Origin of the sequence: Promicromonospora vindobonensis (assembly GCF_042685865.1) — a bacterium.
Classification (GTDB): domain Bacteria; phylum Actinomycetota; class Actinomycetes; order Actinomycetales; family Cellulomonadaceae; genus Promicromonospora; species Promicromonospora vindobonensis.
Map to the genome: position 1 here is coordinate 986648 of NZ_JBHUOG010000002.1, position 18853 is coordinate 1005500.

Sequence of the window (18853 nt, forward strand, 5' to 3'; positions counted from 1 at the left end):
CGGCCTCGGCCCGCGCGCACGACGTCACGGCGACGCACGCCCCAGGGGACGGCGACGCCGCACGTGCTTCCTCCCATCCGGACTTTCACCGTCGGTCCTGGAGTTCCACCAGATCAACCGGTCCCCCTTGCGGAGGACGCGGGTCGCGGACTGTTACCGCCGGCTCGGAATTACACCGACCCCGGAGCACGTGTGTGCGTACTGCTGCTTGCCAGCATGCCATATCTCGCGGGGCCAGCGGCATGGCGTGCGTCACAGACCTGTCACACGCTGCGGCGCACCCGGCGCCGCCGGATCACCAGCTCGGCGACGACCGCATTGATGACCCATGCGGCGGTCATGAGGATCGTGACGGGCACCGGGCCCGGGGTACCGACGACGAGCGTGTACGGCCCCAGCAGGACCGCCTGGGTACCGGCCCCCATGGCCAGCGCATAGGCACGTGTCATCCACGCCGAGTGGGTCATGAAGTCACGCCGCAGCACCGCCCGCACAGCCAGGACGATCGCCACGACCATCACCGTGCCGACCACGTAGCGCACCCCGTTGACGACCACCGTGTCCTTGGCCGGCAGGTCGTAGAACGCAGTCATCCAGAGCCCGGTCAGCGCGACGCCGAGGCCCGCAGGGACCAGGACCCGCCCGGCCAGGCGGTGCCAGCTGCGCCGCCGCAGGCTGGGCGCGAACTGGAGGGCGCCGAGCATCCCGTACACCGTCACGCAGACGATGTGGATCAGGACCGGCAGGGGCTGGGTCACGAACCGGGCGTTCGCCGCCGTGACAGCGGGGTCGGAAGCGAGCTCGCTCACGCGGACGGCACCGCCGATCGAGGGGACGATCGTCAGCAGGAGCAGTCCCGCGAGCACGAGCCACTCGTTGCTCCCGGCCCGGGTCTTCTTCGCCTCGGACGTTGTTGCCTTGGTCGTTGTCATGTACCGAGCGTCGCGGCCGGGCAGGGCCGCGTCATCGGTCGTCCGGCCGGTCCGGCCCGGCCGAAAGTACGAGCTGCCCGGTGGGACGTCAGGGCCGTCCGGTCCGCACCCGCCCGGTGTCGTACGCCCAGAGGGCCACCTCGACGCGGTTGCGCGCGCCGACCTTCGTCATGACGTTCGCGACGTGCGACTTGACGGTGCTCAGGGTGACGAACAGCTCGTGCGCGATCTCGGTGTTGGTCCGGCCGCGTGCCACCGCGCGCAGCACCTCCTCCTCGCGTGCGGTCAGCGGGTCGAGGAGTTGCGCGGGCGGCGCGGCGAGCCCGGCGTCGGCGAAGGCTCTCAGCAGGCGAGTCGTGATGCTCGGCGCGATGAGCGCGTCGCCGACGGCGGCGGCTCGCACGGCCTGGGCCAGGAGGGCCGGGCCCGCGTCCTTGAGCAGGAAGCCTCGCGCGCCCGCACGGAGGGCCGCGTAGACGTACTCGTCCAGGTCGAACGTCGTGATGACGACGACGGCGAGCGGGTCGGCGACTCCGGGGCCTGCCAGCATCCTGGTCGCCTCGATCCCGTCGAGCACGGGCATCCGGATGTCGAACAGGCAGACGTCGGGCCGGAGCTGTCTGGCGAGCTCGACGGCGGCTGCGCCGTCGGCCGCCTCACCGATGACCTCGATGCCGTCCTGGACGGCGAGGATCATGCTGAGGCCCGTGCGGACGATCTCCTGGTCGTCGGCGACCAGCACGGTCAGGGCGCGGCCCGCAGGGTGCTCCGGACCTGGTCCTGGTGTCGGGCCGGTCACGCGTGCCCGCCCGTCAGCGGGAGGACTGCCGCAACGGCCCAGCCGCCCGCCGGCTCCGGGCCCGCGGTGACGTCACCGCCCAGCTCCCGGGCGCGCACCTGCATCCCTGCGATCCCGTTCCCGGGCGCGAACGGCGGGCTCGGCGGCACGCCGTCGTCGGAGACGCGCAGCCGGAGCACCTCGGCCTCGACCGTGAGCGCGACCTCGACCCGCGTCCGGCCAGGGGCATGGCGGCGCGCGTTGGTGACCGACTCCTGCGCGATGCGATAGGCCGCCGCGCCGACGTCGGCCCGGACGCCGCCGACCTCGCCCCGGACCGTGACGATCACGGGTGACGGCGGCCCGGCGGCCAGCCGGACGACGTCGGCGGCCTGCGGGCCGTGCCCGACAGGACCATGCCCGCCGGGACCGCGCTCGACAGCGCCGTGCTCGACGGGACCGGGCATGACGGCACCGGGGATGACGAGGCCGTCCGCGCCAGGCTCGTCCTCGCGCAGGGTGCGGACCAGGGCACGCATCTCCACGAGCGTGTCCTTCGCCTCGGTCTCGATGACGCGCAGCGCCGCTTCGAGCGGGTCGCTGCCGTCGGCACCGTCGCCACCGTCGCCACCGTCGCCGCCAGCAGGGCGCACACCGCCGGCTCCGCCGTCGGAACGACCTCGCCGGGCAGCGGCCTGGGCGAGGCCGGCCTGCGCTCGCACCGCGATGCCCGAGACGTGGTGGCCCACGACGTCGTGCATGTCCCGCGCGATGCGCTCCCGCTCCTGCGACCGGGCCTGCGCGAGCGCACGGTGCCGGGCAGCCGCCCGGAAGCGGACCGCCAGCCCGGTGGCGCCGAGCGCAGCGACGACCGACGCCCCACCCAGCGCGTCGCCACCCGTGTCGTGGCCCAGCGCCCAGGGCAGGCCGAGGGCAACGGCCAGGAGGCCGGCGCCGACGACGATGTTCCGCCCGCTCCCCCACCGGAACAGCGCGTAGATCAGGACGACGCCGAACACCGCCGTGACCAGGTCACCGGTACGCCCCATGACGAGCATCACCACGGTCGTGACCGCCGTCGTGGCGACCACGGGCAGCAGGGGGTGCGTCCGGCGCCAGAGCAGCGTGGGGACCAGGACCAGCGCGGCAGCCACCTGGAGCCAGCGCCCCGGCAGGTCGGGGCGCACCATCCCCTCGATCACCACGGCCGGGACCAGGGCTCCCACCAGCGCCCAGTCCCGCCAGACGCGCACCGGCGGATCAGCGGGTGGCGGCTCGTCCCAGACCGCGGACCAGGCTCGGCGCGCCCGGGCGAGCGGGGTCCTGCGCGTTGTCACGGGGCGACCTGGGGGCACGGGCCCAGCCTATGGGGCGGTTCTGGTGACCGTATCGGGCGAAGGTACGAGGTTTGAAGGAGTGTGCTTGGCACACTATTTATGCCAGGTGACCGCTTGAGGGCGATGTCCCAGGGACTCGGCGTGCCCTAGTGGGTGTGCTCGGCCGCCAGCTCGCGCAGGGTCGCGATCTCGGCCGGGATGTCCTCAGCCCCGTACACCGCCGATCCCGCCACGAAGACGTTCGCGCCGGCGTCGGCCGCCCGCTCGATGGTGTCGCGGGACACTCCCCCGTCGACCTGGATCCACACGTCCAGGCCGGACTCACTGACGGCCTCCCGTGCGCGGCGGATCTTCGGCAGGGTTCCCTCGATGAACGACTGCCCGCCGAATCCCGGCTCGACCGTCATCACCAGGATCATGTCGATCTCTGCGAGCAGGTCCAGGTACGGCTCCACCGGCGTCGCCGGCCGCAGGGCGACGCCCGCGCGTGCGCCGAGCTTGCGCAGCTCCCGCGCCAGGCGCACCGGCGCCTGCGCCGCCTCGGCGTGAAAGGTGACCGAAGCGGCCCCTGCCTCGGCGAAGGCCGGTGCCCAGCGGTCGGGGTTCTCGATCATGAGGTGCGCATCGAGCGGGATCGGCGAGACCTTCGCGAGCCGCTCGAAGATCGGCAGCCCCAGCGTCAGGTTCGGCACGAAGTGGTTGTCCATGACGTCGACGTGCGCGTAGTCGGCGTCGGCGATCCGGCCGAGGTCGCGCTCGAGGTTCGCGAAGTCGGCGGACAGGATGCTCGGGGCGATGAGGGCTGCCATGATGCCAGCGTAGAGCGCAATTCACCGCGGGTCCGAACGAGCAGTCCCCACAGACCGGGAGCAAGATGATCCCCGAAGTGAACTACTGGGCAGTCATCGTCGCCACGCTGTCGACGGTGGTCGTGGGCGTCGTCTGGTACACGCCCAAGGTGTTCGGCGGCCGCTGGACGGAGCTGACGAGGGTCGGCCCGAAGTCTCCGAACCAGCCGACCGTCTGGCCGTTCGTCGTGGCGATCGTGGGCGGCTTCGTGACCGCCTGGGTGCTCGCCGGCGCCACGTACATCTCGTGGGAGTTCTACGAGGGCACCTTCCTCATGGCCGCGATCGTCACAGGCGTCCTGCTCTGGATCGGGTTCACCGTCGCGCGCATCGCCATGCACGACGCCTTCGAGGGCCGCCCGGCCGCGCTCACCATCCTCAACCTGGGGCACGAGCTGGTCACGATCCTGGTCATCGCCGTGATCATCGGGGTGTGGCCGCCGGCGGGCGTCTGACGCTGCGGGCCGGCCCGTTACCGACGGACGTTCAGCGAGGTCTGATGTCCCGCGGCCGCACCTGCTGCCACACGGCCTCGCAGCGCGAGACTTCACCCGCCGACGTCCTGGTAGATCACGGGGCGGCTGTCCCGCGGAGCGCTAGTCTCCCAGCGTGATTGAGAATCCGGCCGCAGGCACCGCGAGGATCGACCACAGGTTGCCGGAGTGACGCGGCGCCAGAGGGAAGCGCGCCAGGCGAGGGAACGTCAGATCGTTGCTCGGGAAGGGCCGCCGCGGACCTCCTTCTGGGACAGGACGCGTGCTCGCGCGGCCGCGCAGTCGACGAGGACACGGACCGCTCTCAGGAGTTCGAGCTCCCGTGCTCTCGTGTCGATGGCCTGCTTCCTCCTCGCGCTCCCGATGCTCCCCGGCATACTCACGTTCAACTACATCCGGGACGGGATGATCCTGGAGGACCGCGGTGTGCGGGTCGAGGCATGGGTGGTGGACTACCGCGAGCATGCGCGAGGCTCGGACACGGTGACTGTCAGGCCTGTCGATCCGCCGTACTTCGAGACGACACTCGACCGTTGGCTGGGCAGGCCCGATGTCGGCGACCGTGTTGAGGTGGTCTTCGATCCCCGCAACCCAGGACTGGCGGTCACCGTTGATGCCCCAGCGGTCGACGGAGGGGTCATCGTCATCGCCCTCTTCGACGTCCTGGGCGGCGCGTTCCTGCTCGTTGCGCTTCTACCGGCCGGCGAGCTCGTTCGCCGCGCCTGGGCACGCGTACGCGGGGATGGTGCGCCGCACAGCGACCGCATCCTCAGACACCGACCTCCCCTCGGACGCCGACGCCGCGTCCTCGCCGGCCTCGAGACGGGACAGATCGTCTTCCTGCTCATGGTCGCCCCCGTAGTGGGCACGGTTGCCTTCGGCCTGCTCGCCGCGGAGACCACCGGCGATGCCGAAGCCCTCCGCACCTCCGGAACCCATGCACGAGCAATCGTCGAGAAGAGTGACTGGGACGGCGGAAGCTGGCTCGATGTGCGGTTCACGCCCGCGGACGGCACCGAGACACGGACCACCTTGGCAGCCCAGGACCACGTCTACTACGAGGGCGACTCCATCCTGGTCGTCTACGAACCTGCCGCACCCCACAACGCCCAAGCGGCAGGAGACAGCGGTTGGCAGTCCGAGGAATGGGTCCTCAGAAGCTTGTTCATCGTGTGTGCGTCCGCAGCGGTGGTGGCCGTCCCGCTGGCTCTCGTCGCCCTGGTCCAACGCTCCAGGAGCGTCAGTCAGACAGCGGGCGGAATCCTCGCTCCAGGCTCGAGGTAGCAGACACCCCCGTAGGGTGCGTTGCTCAGAGCGGACGTTGTCCACTCGCAGCAACCCATCCCAAGCGCCTTGGCCCACCACGGGCGACTGACGGGCACGGTGAGTGCGCGTCGCTCAGGTCGTGCGCCGCAGCAGCGTCAGGTGCATCGCGTCCGTCCCGTGGACGTGCGGCCAGAGCTGCACGTCGTCGCGGTCCGACAGCGGGATCTCGTCCGCGGCGCCGCCGGCACGCACGGCCGACCGCACGGCGGCGGGTGTGTCGAGCCGCTCGACGTCGTCGCGCTTCTTCAGCACGTCGGAGACCACGAGCTGCGTCTCCGCCAGGTGCGGGGAGCACGTCACGTAGGCCACGACTCCCCCGGGCCGCACGGCGTCCAGCGCAGAGGCGAGCAGCTCGCGCTGCAGCGCGGTGAGCGCGGCGAGGTCCGACGGCGTCCGCCGCCACCGGCTCTCGGGCCGACGGCGGAGCGCGCCGAGCCCGGTGCACGGCGCGTCGACGAGCACCCGGTCGTAGGTGCCCGGCTCGTCGGCGCCGACCTCGCGCCCGTCCCCGGTCCGGACCTCCTCGACCACGCCGTCGGGCAGCGCGGCGAGGGCCTTCTCCACCAGCCGGGCGCGGTGCGGCGCCACCTCGTTGGCAACCAGCGTCGCGCCGCGCTGGCCTGCCAGCGCCGCCAGCAGGGCCGCCTTGCCGCCAGGACCGGCGCACAGGTCCAGCCAGCGCTCGTCACGGCCCTCCAGAGGCGCGCCGGCCAGCGCGAGGGTCACGAGCTGGGAGCCCTCGTCCTGCACGCCTGCGAGGCCGTTCCGGATCGCGGGGATCCCCGAGGGGTCGGAGGCCTCGAGACGCAGCGCGGTGGGCGCCCAGCGGCCGGCGACGAGGTCGACGTCACCCCAGGCGTCCTGGTCGGACACGTCGACCAGGCCGGGCCGGGCCACCAGGGTGACGCGCGGCGAGACGTTGTCCGCGGCCAGCAGCTCGCCGATCTCGTCGGCGTCGCGCCCGTTGCCTGCCAGCGCCTCGCGCATGGCTCGGGCGATCCACAGCGGGTGCGACTCGGTGGCCGCCAGACCGGTCAGCGCGTCCGGCGCGTCCTTCTCGAGGATCGACATCCACTCGTCGAGCGGGCGCTCCGAGACCCTGCGCAGCACCGCGTTCACCATCTGTGCGGGTCCGGCGCCCACGCGGTTGCGGGCAAGGCCGACCGTCTCGGAGACAGCGGCGTGCACGGGGACCCGCATGCCGAGCACCTGGTGCGCGCCGAGCCGCAGCACGTCGAGCAGCGCCGGGTCCAGGCCGGGGAGCGGACGGTCCACGCAGGTCGACAGGATGGCGTCGTACCGGCCGCGCAGGCGCAGCGTGCCGTAGGTCAGCTCGGTCGCGAACCCGGCGTCGCGCCCGCGGATGTGCCGCTCGCGCAGCAGCGGGGGCAGCACGAGGTTCGCGTACGCGTCCGACTCGTCGACCTCGCGCAGCACGTCGAAGGCCGCCATCCGGGCCGGGTCGGTGCGCTTGCGCCGCTCCGACGGCGCCTGCGAGGTGCGCGACCGGTCGCCGCCCCTGGACCGCGCCGCGGAGCGCTGGCGCCCGGAAGAGTTGCGGCGGTCGTCGTCGAAGCTCCGGCTGCCGCCGCTGGGCCCGCCGTCCTGCGCGCCGCCGTCGCCCTCGTACGCGCTCATGCCGACACCTCCGTCGCGTCCGTCGTGGAGCCGCCCAGCACGAGGCCGGCCTCGACGAGCGGGCGCCCTGCGCCACGGGCCCAGTCGGGTGCGGGCATCGCCTTCTTCCCGACGGGTCGCACCTCGCCGAGCGCGACGGCGTGGGTCGCCGTCCCGACCAGCACCTCGTGCTTCAGCGCGCGCACCTCGCCGGGCCGCAGGTCGGTGACCTCCTGCCGCACCGCGACGGGACCGAGCCCCAGCCTGGAGCCGTCCGGCAGCACCGTCCACGCGCCGGGAGCCGGCGTGCAGCCCCGCACGAGGCGGTCGACGGCGAGCGCCGGTGCCGTCCAGGTGACGCGGGCGTCGTCGGTGGTGAGCTTGGGGGCGACGGAGACGCCGTCGGCCGGCTGGGGCTGGGGCTGGAGGGTGCCGTCCTCCAGGGCGTCGAGGGTCGCGACGAGTAGCTCGGCGCCGGAGACGGCGAGGCGGCCGAGGAGGTCGCCGGACGTGTCGGTGGGACGGATGGTCTCGGTGGCCGTGCCGAGCACGGGGCCGGTGTCCATGCCCTCGTCGAGCAGGAACGTGGTGGCGCCGGTGACCTCGTCGCCGGCGATCACGGCGCGCTGCACGGGAGCGGCTCCGCGCCAGGCGGGCAGCACGGAGAAGTGCAGGTTGATCCAGCCGAGGCGGGGCACCGCGAGCACGGCGGGCCGCAGGATGTGCCCGTAGGCGACAACGGGGGCGGCGTCGATCTCCAGCTCGCCCAGGCGTGCGATGAACTCGTCGCCGCGCGGGACGTCCGTAATGACGGGGATCCCGGCCTCCTCTGCGCGTGCGCGCACGGGGCTCGGGGTCAGCTTGCGGCCGCGGCCCGACGGCGCGTCGGCGCGGGTCAGGACGGCCACGACCTCGTGGCGCGAGCCGATCAGTGCCTCCAGCGAGGCGACGGCGGGTTCGGGGGTTCCTGCGAAGAGAAGACGCACCAGGTCAGTCTAGGTTCGGCACACCGCACGCGGGTTCTCGCAGGGGTTGCAAGGGCCGTGGCCCTCGGCACAGAGACGCTGTAGCAGCGCTACCAGCGGCTACTCGTGCCCTACCAGCGGCTACCCGGTCGGAGGACCATGATGCGTCGAACCGTGCGGCGGACCGTGCCAGGTCCACGTGTGCTCGTCCCACAGGTGCTCGTGCTGCTCGCCGGTGGCCTGCTGGCCGGGTGCGCCGACGATCCGGGGAGCGCTGGTGATCCGGTGAGCGCAGGTGGCTGCGGCACCGGCGCGGGGGCCCGTGCGGGCGATGCCGGCTTCGCCGAGGTGCTCGCCCTGTCCGCGCCGACCGCCGACTACGCCTGGTACCCGGAGACGGTGACCGCCGCTCTGCCGTCGGTCACGTACACCGGCGGCGGGGCAGGGGACGCGCATGCCTCCGAGCTGGCTGCCGTCGGCCGGTTCACCGGCTGGGAGCCCGGCGAGCCGGACCACCCGACCCTCACGACGGTCGACCTGACGTTCGCCGTCGACGAGGTGGTCGACGCACTGGGCGACCTCACCGTGCTCGAGGGCGGCACCGTCACGGTGCACGTCAGCGTCCACGGTTGCGCGGACGTCGACCGCGTGGCCGAGGAGCTCCTCGGGCTGGACGATCTGGTCCTGTTCCTGGACCACGTGGGTCCGGAGCCCTGGCCGCCGCCGGAGTGGGTCATCGTGTTCAACAGCGGCTTCCTTGGCGACGTCCACGACGACGGCGCGATCACCTGGCCCGTCGCGGACGCGATAGCGGCGAACAACGCCGCCGACCACCACCCCGAGGCCGACACAGGCACGCTCGACGATCTCCGGGCGGCGGCCGCGGAGGAACGCACCGTGGATCTCTCCACGGGCTGATGGCGGCCCGGCGGCGCCGGCTGCTCGGCGACCTGCTCGGCGACCTACTCGGCGACGGGGAGCCCCAGGGCGCGCAGGTCCTTGCGGAGGGCCTCCGTGGTCGTGAACACCACGCCGTGGAAGCCGACGCCGCGCGCCGCGTCCACGTTGACGTCCTTGTCGTCGATGAACACCGCGCGGGCGGGGTCGACCCCGAAGCGCTCGACGACCAGCTCGAAGATGCGGCGGTCCGGCTTGGCCATACCCTCACGGCCGGACACGATGACGTCCTCCATCAGCCCGATCGCCGGCGCGGCGGGCTCTGCGCTGTGGAACGTCTCGGCCTGCCAGTTCGTCAGCCCGTACAGCCGCAGCCCGAGCCCCTTGAGCTCGGCGACCAGCTCGGCCGACCCGTCGATCGGCCCCGTGAGCGACAGCTCGTAGTGCTCCACGTACCGGCGCAGGTCGTCGACCAGGTCGGGCCGGGTCCGCTCCACGCGCTCGAGCAGCACCGCGTAGGGCGTTCCGGCGTCGGCGGCGTGGTTGATCGACGCGAAGTCCACCGCCTCGAAGAACGCCTCGATCTCGGCCCGCGGCCGGCCCTCGTACGGTCCGAAGGGGTCCCAGCCGATCAGCACGTTGCCGAAGTCGTACACGACGGTATCGATCGCCGGGCCGTCGTGCGGTACCGACGGGGTCACTGGACTGGTCGTCAAAGCATCTCCTTGGGGTCGAGCTGGACACGGACCGTGCCGCCCTCGCGACGTGCCGAGCGGACGGCAAGGCTCGCCTTGAGCCTACGGGCCAGCTCGTCGCCCTGGGCAAGCGGCACCCGCAGCACGGTCCGTACGGGCAGGTCGAGGGCCTGCACGGCGGACCTGCCGCTGCCCCTGCCACCCGACGGTGCTCCGGTGCCCCGGCCTGCCGGTCCTCTCCCCGTGGCGTCGGGGTCGACCTCGACCGGACCCAGCACACCCGAACCGGTCCCTGGGTCCTCGCGCAGCCCGACCCGCGCGACGACGGCGTCGACCGCCGTCCGCTCCCCGGTCACGGCAGCGACCCGCACCGCAGGGGGCAGGTGCAGCTCGGCCCGCTCGTCCAGCTCACGCGCGGCGAAGCCCGCCGGGTCCCAGCGCACCAGTGCCTGGGTCGGGCCCGGGGCGCCGTCGCCGACGAGCAGCACCTGCCCCTGCGGCCCCGGCCGCACCAGCGACGCGGCCGCCAGCCAGCGGTGCAGCGCCTCCGTGCCGGCGGCGAGGCCCGTTCCGCCCGTCATCACGGCCGCGTCCAGCAGGAGCGCCGTGGCGTACCCGGTCTCGGCGACCGGCTCGGCACCGGGGGTCGCCACGACGAGCGCCGGCGTGGCCGGGACGGTGTCGAGCACCCCACCAGGGGCCGACGCCGACGACAGCCGCACCGGGACGCCCGTGAACGCGCGCCCGAGCTCCTCGGCGGTGCGCGCCGAGCCGACGCGGACCGACCGCAGGCCCGTCCAGCCGCACTCCTCGCAGTGCCAGCCGCCCGCGAGCCGCCCGCACCAGGTGCACTGCGGGACGCCGTCGGCGTGCGGCAGGCCCAGCGGGCCGTGGCAGTGCCCGCAGCGGGCCGCCACCCGGCACCGCGAGCACGCCACGACCGGCAGGTAGCCCGACCGCGGCACCTGCACGAGCACCGGGCCGTGCTCCAGGGCGTCCCGTGCGGCCTTCCAGGCGGCCGACGGCAGGCGAGCCGCCGCGGCGGCGCCGTCCCGCGCCAGCTCGACGGAGGTCAGGGCCCGCACCCGCGGCGCACGACCCCGCACCACGTCCCGGGTAGCCGCCAGCTCGCGGGCCCAGCCCGAGGCCAGCAGGGCCTGCGCCTGCACGGTGCGCCCCGGCGAGCCCAGCAGGAACGCCGCGCCCTCCCGCTCGGCACGGAGCGCCAGCACCTCACGGGCGTGCGGGTAGGGGGCGTGCGGCTCGGCGAGGGTCTCCTCGCCGTCGCCCCACAGGACCACCAGCCCGAGATCGGCGACCGGGGCGAACATCGCGGCCCGCGTGCCCACCACCACCCGCGCGGTCCCGCGCAGGGCGCGCAGGAACGCCCGGTAGCGGGGAGCGGGCCCGTCGTCCGCGAGAAGCCGCACGACGTCGTCCTCACCGAGCCCCGCGCCCGCCAGCGCGGCGGTCACCCGCGCGACGTCCCGGGCGTCCGGCACGACCATCAGTACCCCGCGCCCGCCGGCGGTGCACGCCCGCACTGCCTGCGCGACGGCGGCCGCCCAGTGCGGCGTGCCAGTGTCGGTGCTCGCGTCCGTGCTCGCGTCCGTGCCTACGCCTGTGCCCAGGTCTGTGCCCACGCCCGACAGCGCCGACCAGACGGCCCGCGGCGCCTCGCCCGCCTGGATACGGCGCAGGTACGCCTCTCCCCCGCGGTACGGGACCCAGGCGGAGGACAGCGGCGGCGTGGTGGCGACCTCCGCCGCGGGCTGCTCGGGCGCCGGCTCCTTCTCCACCCGCGCGTGGCGGGGCGGCAGGGCCAGGCGCAGAACGTCGGCGAGCGTGCCCGCGTACCGGTCCGCCACCGCCCTGCACAGCTCCAGCACCTGCGGCGTCAGTACCTGCTCGCCGGACACCACCTTGCGCAGCGGCACGAGGCGGCCGTCATGGTCAGAGGTCTCCTGGCGCGCCACGACGTAGCCGGCGACATCCTGCCGCCCGAACCGAGCCTTGATGCGGACCCCAGGCTGGGCCTCCTGCGCCATCGTGGCCGGGACCAGATAGTCGTACGGCTGGTCGAGGTGCGCCGGCTGCAGGTCGAGCACGACCCGGGCCACCGGAAGCGTCTCGCTGATCGGGATGCCGTTGGTCTCCGCCTTGTCGAGCGGGTTCGTGCCACGGCCGCGTCCACGGGCTGGCGCCGCGCCCACCTCGTCCAGCCCGAGCAGCGCGCCGTCAGGCAGCTCATCGTGCTGCACCGCCTCGTGCTGCACAGCCTCGTCTGGCGACACCGCCTGCCCCACGTCCCCGTTCACGTCCCTATCCCACCACGCGCCACCGACATCCCGAGGCGCGTGCCGAGCAGCCGTCAGAAGAGGCTCAGCAGGTCCTCGACGCGGTCCGTGCGCTCCCACGTGAAGTTGGGCAGGTCGCGCCCGAAGTGCCCGTAGGTCGCCGTCGCGCGGTAGATCGGCCGTAGCAGGTCGAGGTCTCGCACTATGGCGGCAGGGCGCAGGTCGAACACCTCACGGATCGCCGAGGTGATCATCTCGACGGGGACGGTCTCGGTGCCGAAGGTCTCGACGTAGAGGCCCACGGGGTGCGCCTTGCCGATCGCGTAGGCGACCTGCGCCTCGCAGCGCCGCGCCAGCCCTGCCGCGACCACGTTCTTGGCCACCCAGCGCATGGCGTACGCGGCGGAGCGGTCCACCTTGGACGGGTCCTTGCCCGAGAACGCACCGCCCCCGTGCCGCGCCATGCCGCCGTAGGTGTCGACGATGATCTTGCGGCCCGTCAGCCCCGCGTCACCCTGCGGCCCGCCGATGACGAACTTGCCCGTCGGGTTCACGAACTGCTTGGCACCGGCCCACTCCAGGCCGGCCGCGTCCAGCACCGGGGCGATGACGGTCTCGGCCACCTCGACGTGCAGCTTCTCCTGCTGGACGTCGGCGTCGTGCTGCGTGGAGAGCACCACCGTGTCGATCGCGACGGGGCGGTCGCCGTCGTACCCGACGGTCACCTGGGTCTTGCCGTCGGGGCGCAGACCGAGCAGCTCGCCCGACTTGCGCACGGCGGCCAGCCGCTCGGAGAGGCGGTGCGCCAGCCAGCCGGCGACGGGCATCAGGGAGGGGGTCTCGTCCGACGCGTAGCCGAACATGAGCCCCTGGTCGCCGGCGCCCTGCGCGTCCATGGGGTCGAGGTCGCCCGTGTCGTCGCGCATCTCCAGGGCCTTGTCGACGCCCTGTGCGATGTCGGGCGACTGCTGGCCGATCGACACCGAGACACCGCACGAGTCGCCGTCGAACCCGATGGCTGACGACGTGTAGCCGATGCCGCGCACCACGTCGCGCACGATCTGCGGGATCTCGACGTAGGCCTCGGTGGTGACCTCACCGGCGACGTGCACCAGGCCGGTGGTGACCATGGTCTCGACCGCCACGCGCGACGCCGGGTCCTGCTCCAGGAGCGCGTCGAGGATCGCATCACTGATCTGATCGCACACCTTGTCCGGATGACCCTCGGTCACGGACTCGGACGTGAACAGACGCAGCTCGCTCATGCGCACCAGCCTACGGTCTCGCACAGCGAACAGTCGATCCTGAAAGGTGAGACGGCGGTCACGGCCGAGCCGAGAACTACGGCAGCAGCTTGACGACGGCGTCCCACAGGGCGTCCGCCACCTCGCGCTTGGTCCCGGCGGCCTGCCCGACGACGTCGCCCGCCCCGTCCAGGACCGTGACGTCGTTGGTGTCCGTACCGAAGCCCCGTCCCGAACCGACGGCGTTGACCGCGATCAGGTCGGCGCCCTTGCGCCGGGCCTTGGCACGACCGTGCTCGAGCACGCTCCCGGAGGCGTCGCCGGTCTCGGCGGCGAAGCCCACCACCACCTGACCGGGCCGAAGCCGCTCGCGAGCGAGCTCCGCGAGGATGTCCGGGTTCTCGACCAGCTCGATCGGCGCGGGGCCCTGCCCCGGCACCTTCTTGATCTTGGCGTCGGGGGTGGCGGCGGGGCGGAAGTCCGCCACCGCTGCGGCCATCACCACGACGTCGGCGTCCGCACCGGCGGTGCGCACCGCGTCGCGGAGCTCGGCCGTCGACTCGACCTGCACGACGGCGCAGGGCCGCTCGCCCGTCCGGACCTGGTCGGTCACGTCCTGCGCGAGGTTGGCCGCCACCAGGGTCACGTGGGCGCCCCGGGCAGCGGCCGCCTGCGCGAGCGCGACCCCCTGCCTCCCGCTCGACCGGTTGCCGATGAACCGCACGGGGTCGATCAGCTCCCGTGTGCCGCCCGCCGAGACGACGACGTGGCGCCCCGCCAGGTCCTGGGGCTCGGCGGGCTCGACGAGCAGAGGCTCGGCCTGCGCCGGTCCGGCCGGCGACCCGCCGACCAGGGAGAGCGCCTCGCGCGCGATGTCCTCCGGGTCGGGCAGCCGGCCCGGGCCCGTGTCGGTGCCGGTCAGCCGGCCCGCCGCCGGCTCGATCACGTGCACGCCCCGCTCACGCAGGGTGGCGACGTTCGCCCGTGTCGCGGGGTGGTCCCACATCTCGGTGTGCATCGCCGGGGCGAACACCACCGGGCAGCGGGCCGCCAGGAGCGTCGTGGTCAGCAGGTCGTCGGCAAGGCCGAGCGTGGCACGCGCCATGAAGTCGGCGGTCGCCGGTGCGACGATCACGAGGTCGGCGCCCTTGCCCAGCGCCACGTGCTGCACGCCGGGCACGTCGTCGAACACCTCGGTGCTGACCGGTTCGCCCGACAGCGCCTCGAAGGTCGGGGCGCCGACGAACTCGAGAGCCGCGCGCGTGGGGATGACCCGCACGGCGTGCCCCTGCTCGCGCAGCAGGCGCAGCAGGAGCACCGCCTTGTACGCGGCGATCCCCCCGCTCACGCCGAGGAGGATCCTCATCGGTGGTCACCCTTCGGCACGCTCATCAGACAGCTCATCAGCCAGCTCGGGTACCGCGGGTCAAGCCCCGGTCAGGCCGGGAACTCGGGCAGCGGCTGCTCAGCCTTCGCGGCCGCGGCGGCGTCGGCCTGCGCCTGGACCTCCGCCGGGTCGACCTCTTCGATGGTGAGGAGGCCCTGGGTGATCTCGCGCATCGCGATGGAGAGCGGCTTCTCCTGGTTGCGGGTCTCGACGAGCGGACCCACGTTCTCCAGGAGGCCCTCGTTGAGCTGCGAGTAGTACGCGTTGATCTGACGAGCACGCATGGACGCGTACAGCACGAGGCCGTACTTCGAGTCGATGCGCTCGAGCAGCTCGTCGATCGGCGGGTCGGTGATGCCCTCGGGGGCTGCGACGGTTCCGGCCATGGTGAAGCTCCAGAAGTCTGAGGTGAGTGGGGGAAAGTCCGAAGGACGAGTCTACCTGCTCTGTCGCACGGAGGTGTCGGGCGACATGCCCGCCCTAGCCGGCGACGGGTGTGGAAGACCCCACACCCATGACGGAGACCAGCTCGTCGGTGGCGCGGTGGACGTTGTCGTTCACGATCGTGACGTCGAACTCCTCCTCCGCCGCGAGCTCGACCCGGGCGGTGGCGAGCCGACGCTCACGCTCCTCGGAATCCTCCGTACCGCGGCCGACGAGCCGGCGCACCAGCTCGTCGAAGCTGGGCGGTGCGAGGAAGACGAATCGGGCCTCCAGGCCCGAGGTCGTGACAGCGGAACGCACCTGGCGCGCGCCCTGGAGGTCGATCTCCAGGAGGACGGGCACCCCGGCGGCGAGCTTCTGCTCGACCGGCCGGCGTGGCGTTCCGTAGCGGTTGCGACCGTGCACCACGGCCCATTCGAGCATCTCACCGGCGGCGACCATACGGTCGAACTCCTCCGGCGACACGAACAGGTAGTGCACTCCGTCCACCTCGCCCGGGCGCGGCGACCGGGTGGTCGCCGACACGGACAGCCAGACTTGCGGATAACGGTCCCGCACATCGGCGGAGACCGTGCCCTTGCCCACTGCTGTGGGGCCTGCGAGCACGGTCAGCCGTGCGGGTTGTGTCGTACTGATCTCAGCCAAACCTCTCGATGAGCGCCGCCGACTGGTGCGGTCCGAGGCCTCGGACGCGGCGGGTCTCGGCGATCCCGATCTCTTCCATGATCGCCTTGGCCTTAACCTTACCGACCCCAGGCAGCGACTCGAGCAACGAGACGACCTTGAGCTTGCCGACGACGTCGTCCTTCTGCCCCTGCTCGATGACCTCCTTGAGGGACCCTTGCGAGTACTTGAGCTTGTTCTTGATCTCTGCCCGCGCGCGTCGCGCCTCGGCCGCCTTCTCGAGTGCTGCCGCACGCTGCTCGGGTGTGAGTGGAGGTAGTGCCACGCAAGTCACCTACTCGTCTCTCGACCGGTCTCCTGGCTCGGACACCCGTGGCCCTCGCTCGGGCACAATGCCCAAGTCCGTGACCTGGTCCGCAACCGGTCTGGTGTGAACTGCTGCATCGAAAGTAGCCACCGGGTCAGTGGTCGGCAATCGCAGAACGCCACTTCGTGAAAATTCATGCAGACGCGCGATTAGTCATTTAGTACATATCGCACGAAAAGGCCCCCATTAACGACCGTTGAGGCGATCCGGGTGCGGAACAGGCGCGAGACTTCCGGCCGACTTGCCTGCTGTTCGCGAGCACGCACCGAGTGCCACATCGTGCCCTCGACCTTGCATGTTGTCTGCCCAGGACCCGCGACGAAGGTGGACCGGCCATTGACGACGAATCAACGGTCGCCGTAACGTCCATCGACACTGACACCGATGTCATGGCCAGAGGAGTGCCGCGTGCCCCGAAGCAGCAGATCGATGAATCGTCTCGCCTCGCTCACCGCAACCCTTACCGCAGTGTTCGCCCTCTCCACCGCCCTCGCCGTCGGACCGGCAAGTCCTGCCCCCGCTCTGTCCCAGCAACCGCCGGGCTCCGCCGACCGTCCGACCTGGGTCGGCACCTGGTCGGCGGCCCCCAACGGCGGCACCGGCACCACCGGGTACGCCGGATTCACGATCCGCAACCTCGTGCACACCAGCGTCGGGGGCGATCGCGTCCGGGTGAAGCTGTCCAACGCGTTCGGCACCGAGCCGGTGCTGGTGGAGCACACCACCGTCGGCATCCAGCGGCTGCCCGGATCGGCCGCCGTCGCCGCGGGCACCCTGCGCGACGTCACCTTCGACGGCACCACGGCGGTCACCATCCCCGCGGGTGCCGAGATCTACAGCGACCCGGTCGCGCTGCGGCTCGGCGCCGCCTCCGACCTCTTCGTCACCACCTTCACCCCGCAGCCGTCCGGGCCGGTCACCTACCACGCCGAGGGCCTCGCGACGTCGTACTTCGCCACCGACGGGGCCGACCATGCCGCGAGCGTGGACGGGAGCGCCCTGACCGAGACCACCACCGCACTGCACTACGTGACCGAGGTCGACGTCGAGCCAGGGCAGAGCCCCGGCGCCGTGGTCACCCTCGGTGACTCGATCACCGACGGCGTGGGTTCCGGTCGGGACCTGAACCGTCGCTACCCCGACGTGCTCGCCGCACGGCTGCGCGCCGAAGGTGGCGACCTCGGCCGGATCGGCGTGCTGAACGCGGGCATCAGCGGGAACCGGGTGCTGCTGGACGGTGCGGGGGTGCGCGCTACCGAGCGGGTCGAGCGCGACGTCCTCCAGCGGGCCGGTGCCAGCAGCGTGATCGTGCTGCTGGGCATCAACGACATCCAGCAGGACCCGCACCAGCTCGACCCGGACAAGATCATCGCGGGCCTCCGGCAGATCGCCCGCGACTCCCGGGACGCCGGTCTGACGGTGATCGGCGGAACCATCACCCCGTTCAAGGGCTGGTTCAGCTACAGCCCCGAGCAGGAGGCCACCCGCCAGGCGGTGAACGACTGGATCCGGACCAGCGACGAGCTCGACGCCGTGGCCGACTTCGACGAGACGATCCGTGATCCGCAGGACCCCCAGCGGATGCTGCCGCGCTACGACAGCGGCGACCACCTCCATCCGGGTGAGGCGGGGCTGGCGGCGATGGCCGGGGCCGTCGACCTGACCCGGCTCGGCACGCCGGGGAAGGTGCTGCCCGGTGAGCCGGCACCGGTGGAGCGCTCGATCGGCGTCGCGAGCTCCCCGCAGTCCGCCGTTGCCATCGCGGGGCGGCCCGCCGAGGTCGGCTTCAGCGTGCGGGCCGTCGTCCAGAAGCCGGGTTCCGTCGCGGGGACCCTGACCACGGTCGTCGACGGCCACCGCACGGTGACCCCGTTCGAGACGGCCAGCGAGGGCAGGCTCACCCAGGTCGACCTCAGCCCGACGGTGCGGCTGCCTGAGGATGCCGGGCCGGGCACCAGGACCGTCCGGTTCGAGGTCGCCGTGGAGGGAGGCGGGCGGGCCGTCACGACCTCCGAGCTGGAGCTGGTGGCCGTCGGGTGCGCGCAGGACGACGACGTCTGCCCCGTCGACCACGACCACGACCACGACTCGATCGCCAGCGCGGCCGACGACCGCGACGGCAACTTCGACGGGCAGGGGTGGAGCTACGCGGCAGAGACCCTGCCTGCGCCAGGCGCCACCATGCTGGCCGAGATGGCGTACGCGTTCCCGAGCGGCGCCGACGGCGACGACAACACCGTCGTGGCGGACGGGAAGACGATCGATCTCCCCGACCTGAGGTCGGACCGCCTGCACGTGCTGGCGTCCGCAGGCAACGGCTCGGTGGACGAGACCGCCACGGTCACGTACACCGACGGCAGCACGGCAGACGTCTCGCTCGCCTTCAGCGACTGGGCCCAGGGCGCGGGGAGCGGCGAGCACGTGGCGGTACGGGCTCCGTACCGGCTGCGTGCCGGGGTGGGGCGGGACGGTCCTGCCGTCAACATCTACGGCCGGGCGAACGAGCTCGACCCGTCCCGGACGGTGTCCGCCATGACCCTGCCCGACGAGTCACGACTGAAGATCTTCGCCCTCACCCTGGAGGTGGCGGCCCCGTAGCCG

General features: G+C 72.6%; 17 protein-coding genes and 1 riboswitch. Of the genes, 4 read left to right on the forward strand and 13 right to left on the reverse strand.

The window, feature by feature from the left end; translation table 11 throughout:
- Positions 1-59 precede the first annotated feature (59 nt).
- Positions 60-194: riboswitch (FMN riboswitch) on the reverse strand.
- Positions 195-263: 69 nt separating this feature from the next.
- The 4 genes from ACFS27_RS17615 to rpe form a co-directional block, all read right to left on the reverse strand.
- On the reverse strand, positions 264-932 hold the full coding sequence (locus ACFS27_RS17615; protein ID WP_377185401.1) for a DUF2306 domain-containing protein: 669 nt from the start codon (positions 930-932) through the stop codon (positions 264-266).
- A gap of 88 nt (positions 933-1020) precedes the next feature.
- On the reverse strand, positions 1021-1731 hold the full coding sequence (locus ACFS27_RS17620; protein WP_377185404.1) for a response regulator: 711 nt from the start codon (positions 1729-1731) through the stop codon (positions 1021-1023).
- Positions 1728-3047 (reverse strand): sensor histidine kinase, encoded by a 1320-nt coding sequence (locus ACFS27_RS17625; RefSeq protein ID WP_377185406.1) that lies wholly within the window; start codon positions 3045-3047, stop codon positions 1728-1730. Before ACFS27_RS17625 ends, ACFS27_RS17620 begins: the two co-directional genes overlap by 4 nt.
- 146 nt (positions 3048-3193) lie before the next feature.
- Positions 3194-3856: a ribulose-phosphate 3-epimerase gene (rpe, locus tag ACFS27_RS17630; RefSeq protein WP_377185408.1), complete on the reverse strand. Its 663-nt coding sequence runs from the start codon at positions 3854-3856 to the stop codon at positions 3194-3196.
- Between the two features lie 65 nt (positions 3857-3921).
- On the opposite strand from rpe, the gene ACFS27_RS17635 reads away from it, so the two are divergent.
- Positions 3922-4350 carry a DUF1761 domain-containing protein gene (locus tag ACFS27_RS17635; protein ID WP_377185410.1) on the forward strand — a complete coding sequence of 143 codons (429 nt, stop codon included), beginning with the start codon at positions 3922-3924 and terminating at the stop codon, positions 4348-4350.
- 207 nt (positions 4351-4557) lie between these two features.
- Complete coding sequence (locus ACFS27_RS17640; protein ID WP_377185412.1) at positions 4558-5673, forward strand: hypothetical protein; 1116 nt, start codon at positions 4558-4560, stop codon at positions 5671-5673.
- Between the two features lie 114 nt (positions 5674-5787).
- Here the strand turns inward: ACFS27_RS17640 and ACFS27_RS17645 are convergent, their stop codons facing one another.
- Together ACFS27_RS17645 and fmt are read right to left on the reverse strand one after the other, a co-directional pair.
- Positions 5788-7353 (reverse strand): RsmB/NOP family class I SAM-dependent RNA methyltransferase, encoded by a 1566-nt coding sequence (locus ACFS27_RS17645; protein WP_377185414.1) that lies wholly within the window; start codon positions 7351-7353, stop codon positions 5788-5790.
- Positions 7350-8318 carry a methionyl-tRNA formyltransferase gene (fmt, locus tag ACFS27_RS17650; protein WP_377185416.1) on the reverse strand — a complete coding sequence of 323 codons (969 nt, stop codon included), beginning with the start codon at positions 8316-8318 and terminating at the stop codon, positions 7350-7352. The genes ACFS27_RS17645 and fmt overlap by 4 nt, the downstream gene beginning before the upstream one ends.
- Positions 8319-8498: 180 nt before the next feature.
- Between fmt and ACFS27_RS17655 the strand changes: the two genes are divergently transcribed.
- Entirely contained in the window at positions 8499-9215 is a 717-nt protein-coding gene (locus ACFS27_RS17655) for a hypothetical protein (protein ID WP_377185418.1), read from the forward strand.
- A gap of 44 nt (positions 9216-9259) precedes the next feature.
- On the opposite strand, the gene ACFS27_RS17660 is transcribed toward ACFS27_RS17655, so the two are convergent.
- The 7 genes from ACFS27_RS17660 to mihF all read right to left on the reverse strand — a co-directional run bounded on the left by ACFS27_RS17660 (position 9260) and on the right by mihF (position 16210).
- Positions 9260-9910, reverse strand: a complete 651-nt coding sequence (locus tag ACFS27_RS17660) for an HAD family hydrolase (RefSeq protein WP_377185420.1) — start codon at positions 9908-9910, stop codon at positions 9260-9262.
- Positions 9907-12207: a primosomal protein N' gene (locus ACFS27_RS17665; RefSeq protein ID WP_377185422.1), complete on the reverse strand. Its 2301-nt coding sequence runs from the start codon at positions 12205-12207 to the stop codon at positions 9907-9909. Before ACFS27_RS17665 ends, ACFS27_RS17660 begins: the two co-directional genes overlap by 4 nt.
- 53 nt (positions 12208-12260) lie before the next feature.
- Complete coding sequence (gene metK, locus ACFS27_RS17670; protein ID WP_377185424.1) at positions 12261-13451, reverse strand: methionine adenosyltransferase; 1191 nt, start codon at positions 13449-13451, stop codon at positions 12261-12263.
- Positions 13452-13527: 76 nt separating this feature from the next.
- Entirely contained in the window at positions 13528-14796 is a 1269-nt protein-coding gene (coaBC, locus tag ACFS27_RS17675; protein WP_377185427.1) for a bifunctional phosphopantothenoylcysteine decarboxylase/phosphopantothenate--cysteine ligase CoaBC, read from the reverse strand.
- A 71-nt stretch (positions 14797-14867) separates the two neighbouring features.
- Positions 14868-15203 carry a DNA-directed RNA polymerase subunit omega gene (gene rpoZ / locus ACFS27_RS17680; RefSeq protein ID WP_129788923.1) on the reverse strand — a complete coding sequence of 112 codons (336 nt, stop codon included), beginning with the start codon at positions 15201-15203 and terminating at the stop codon, positions 14868-14870.
- A 94-nt stretch (positions 15204-15297) separates the two neighbouring features.
- A complete protein-coding gene (gmk, locus tag ACFS27_RS17685; protein WP_377191075.1) occupies positions 15298-15897 on the reverse strand; it encodes a guanylate kinase in 600 nt (199 codons plus the stop codon).
- A gap of 1 nt (position 15898) precedes the next feature.
- Positions 15899-16210: an integration host factor, actinobacterial type gene (gene mihF / locus ACFS27_RS17690; RefSeq protein ID WP_377185429.1), complete on the reverse strand. Its 312-nt coding sequence runs from the start codon at positions 16208-16210 to the stop codon at positions 15899-15901.
- Between the two features lie 471 nt (positions 16211-16681).
- On the opposite strand from mihF, the gene ACFS27_RS17695 reads away from it, so the two are divergent.
- Complete coding sequence (locus ACFS27_RS17695; RefSeq protein WP_377185431.1) at positions 16682-18850, forward strand: SGNH/GDSL hydrolase family protein; 2169 nt, start codon at positions 16682-16684, stop codon at positions 18848-18850.
- Positions 18851-18853 lie beyond the last annotated feature (3 nt).